At 46.0% G+C, this 3,232-nt stretch carries 4 protein-coding genes; 2 read left to right on the forward strand and 2 right to left on the reverse strand.

Going from position 1 to position 3,232, the window contains the following annotated elements; translation table 11 throughout:
• Positions 1-263 precede the first annotated feature (263 nt).
• Complete coding sequence (gene arsB, locus MHN01_RS21755) at positions 264-1,301, forward strand: ACR3 family arsenite efflux transporter (RefSeq protein ID WP_239413391.1); 1,038 nt, start codon at positions 264-266, stop codon at positions 1,299-1,301.
• Positions 1,302-1,373: 72 nt separating this feature from the next.
• On the opposite strand, the gene MHN01_RS21760 is transcribed toward arsB, so the two are convergent.
• Together MHN01_RS21760 and MHN01_RS21765 are read right to left on the reverse strand one after the other, a co-directional pair.
• A complete protein-coding gene (locus tag MHN01_RS21760; protein WP_075767407.1) occupies positions 1,374-1,559 on the reverse strand; it encodes a hypothetical protein in 186 nt (61 codons plus the stop codon).
• A gap of 164 nt (positions 1,560-1,723) precedes the next feature.
• Positions 1,724-2,701 (reverse strand): zinc-dependent alcohol dehydrogenase family protein, encoded by a 978-nt coding sequence (locus tag MHN01_RS21765; RefSeq protein WP_239413392.1) that lies wholly within the window; start codon positions 2,699-2,701, stop codon positions 1,724-1,726.
• Positions 2,702-2,816: 115 nt separating this feature from the next.
• Between MHN01_RS21765 and MHN01_RS21770 the strand changes: the two genes are divergently transcribed.
• A partial coding sequence (locus MHN01_RS21770) for a LysR family transcriptional regulator (protein ID WP_239413394.1) occupies positions 2,817-3,232 on the forward strand: 416 nt, incomplete at its 3' end.

The raw sequence follows: 3,232 nt of genomic DNA on the forward strand, positions 1-3,232 counted from the left end.
CCTTTCAACGTTATTTGACATAGAAATGGGCACGCTGGCTCACTCCCAAAGGGCGAGTTTACTTGGCTTCTATGCGTTGTTACCGATTATCAATTTAGAACCACTAGATTTTCAAATCGGTGCCTAGCCTACAAGCCAAGTAACTCTCGCTGAAACGAGCATCTTGAGGTAGCTTGGGTATACAGAGGTTGGCCATCGCTAATGGCCTTTTTTTAACAATAATATATCGTCAATCGACGATTAACTATGCGAGTAATGAAAGCATGGGTATTTTTGAACGTTTTCTAAGTATATGGGTCGGGCTTGGCATGCTAGCAGGCCTGGTTGGTGGTTCGCTGTTCCCTGGCGTTTTCTCTTTTTTGGGTGGGTTACAGTACGCTCAGATAAACATGGTTATTGCTGTGCTTATTTGGCTGATGATCTATCCGATGATGATGCAGGTTGATTTCAAGGCCGTTCGTGATATCCACCGCCGGCCAAAAGGGCTGATCATCACAATTGCTGTCAACTGGTTGATCAAGCCTTTCACTATGGCTTTGCTTGCGATGTTGTTTATGCGCTATGTATTTGGTGACTGGATTTCGCCATCATTAGGTGAAGAGTACATTGCTGGTATGATTTTGCTTGGTGTAGCACCTTGTACTGCGATGGTGTTTGTCTGGAGCCAGCTAACGAAAGGTGATGCAAACTATACGGTTGCCCAGGTTGCGATTAATGATTTGATCATGGTGGTTGCTTTCGCACCGATTGCTGCATTCTTGCTGGGAGTAACCGATGTCACTGTTCCTTGGGATACATTACTGCTATCGGTAAGCTTGTTTGTGGTTATTCCGCTCATTGCAGGCGCACTAACACGCCAGTTTGTTCGCAACAAGGCTAAGCTGGATAAGCTCTCTGCTACAATGAAGCCGCTTTCAATTATGGGTTTGGTAGGCACAGTTATTCTGCTATTTGGTTTTCAGGCGCAGACTATTTTAGATAATCCAGTTGATATTGTATTGATTGCAATTCCATTGCTCATCCAGACGTATCTTATTTTTGCAGTGACCTACGTTTGGATGAAGAAGTGGAAACAACCACACTGTGTTGCCGCACCTGGCAGCATGATTGGAGCGTCTAACTTCTTTGAGCTGGCTGTTGCTGTGGCAATCAGTTTGTTTGGCATTCACTCTGGTGCAGCATTGGCAACCGTTGTGGGTGTACTCGTTGAGGTGCCGGTAATGCTTTCACTGGTTGCTTATGCTAATAGAACAAAGAGCCAGTTTGCATCCGATCTTGAAGTGAGTCATGAGGCCAGTTAATAACTCATATAGCAATATCTTTGTAGTGTGATTATTCAAAACCTCTTATCTGGAATAAGAGGTTTTTCTTGTCTATTTTCTTTGCAACCTGAAACCGTCGTTGAATTCAATAGAGCGAACTTCACGGATCCGGATATCGTGCAGCACTTTATTGCTGTGGGGGAATTGGCAATAAATCGCGAATTCTTTATGCAATCCGTTATCAACAAACGCATCTAAAATATCTTTAGTGTCTGCGATGAGTACTTTGTCTTCCATCTTACCGGCCCAGCTGTTGCTCTTTAATTCAGTGTAGGGAGCCTGGAAGAGAAGAAATGTGTTAACTCTGAGACGTCTGAAATACGGTACTGAAAATTACAGTTATCTAAGTTGGCATACAAGAAGGCTGGCATACAAGTGTGACAGCCTTTCGGATACTGAGCTTACACCGTTAGCACAACTTTTCCGACCGCCTGGCCAGACTCCAGACGTTGATGGGCTGCTGATACCTCCCAAATTGGATGTCGAGACTCATCAATCAGTGGTTTAATTGCTCCCTTATCGACCAGCTCGGCTACCTGAGTTAGGATTTCACCGTGTGAACGGCGGTTAAGCCCATGTACAAGAGGGATAAGCATTAGCACGCTGTGAAAGCTCAAGCTTTTGAGGGCAACCTGCAGCACATCATTGATTGGCAACGTGGTGGCAACTGAACCGTTATATCGGGCGGCCTCGAAGCTGCGTTGAATATTCTCGCCTGCAATTGTGTCAAAAACAGCATCAAATCCATTGCCGCCAGTATATTGGGAGACGTAGCTATGGACATCTTGCTCCGTCACGTTCACCAAGTTGTCGGCCCCCAATGTTGCTGCCGTTTTAAGGTTGCGTGGTAATGTTGTGGCGGTAACCGTTGCACCAAGGTGCTTGGCTAGCTGAATAGCAATATGCCCGACACCGCCTGTAGCACCATGGATAAGTACGTTTTCTCCCGGCTGAACTTTTAGCTTATCGACCAAGGCTTCCCAGGCAGTAATAGATACCAGTGGAAGCGCAGCCGCTTCACGCATGCTCAGAGTGGAGGGTTTTAGTGCCATTAAATCTGCGTCGACCAACATATACTCGGCAAGGGCGCCGTCTGTTCCCGCAATGCCACCGGCACAGCCATAAACTTCGTCGCCAACCTTGAATTTGGTTACGCTGTCACCTACCTCCATAACAACGCCAGCAACATCACCATGTAAGATTTCCGGTAGGTTTGCTGACCAAGGAGTCTCGGTCGAGCGCAACATGGTATCAAGTGGGTTAACACTTGTTGCCTTTACTGCAATAACCAAATGTCCAGCCTTGACCTGTGGATTCTCCCGCTCAACCTGCTGAAAAACATCGTTGTTACCCAGGGATTTAATGACCATTGCTTTCATAATGCGTTCCTTTTGAAACCTAGTGTTTAAGTGGTTGTCATCATAATTATTGCTCTTATGGCTAACAATATGACAATGGTAAATACACTTTTGTCTTTTGTGCAAAGGTGGTTTAATGAGCACATCAGTTTTAATCTCGAGGCTTAACATGATTACTCGATTGCAATATTTCAACTGCGTGGTAGAAACAGGCAGTATTTCAGAGGCCAGCCGAGTTTTCGATGTGCAGCCTTCATCGATATCTCGCCAAATAGCGACGTTAGAGCAAGAGCTAGGTGTGAGGTTGCTAAATCGTACCACCCGTAACCTGGGGCTCACCGAGGCAGGCCAGCGTTACTATGACTATTCGCAGCGCATCGTTGCCGAGCTTGATGAGGCGAAGCGGGCCGTTAACGATTTACAGCAAAGTCCGAAAGGACGGCTGAGAGTCAGTATGACGGTTGGATTTGGTGAGTCTGTCATCTTGCCACTGATACCAGACTTCCTGGCTATGTATCCAGATATTGATGTTGATCTGGAACTCACAGAGCG

The sequence above is a fragment of the Photobacterium sp. OFAV2-7 genome (assembly GCF_022347985.1).
GTDB lineage: Bacteria > Pseudomonadota > Gammaproteobacteria > Enterobacterales > Vibrionaceae > Photobacterium.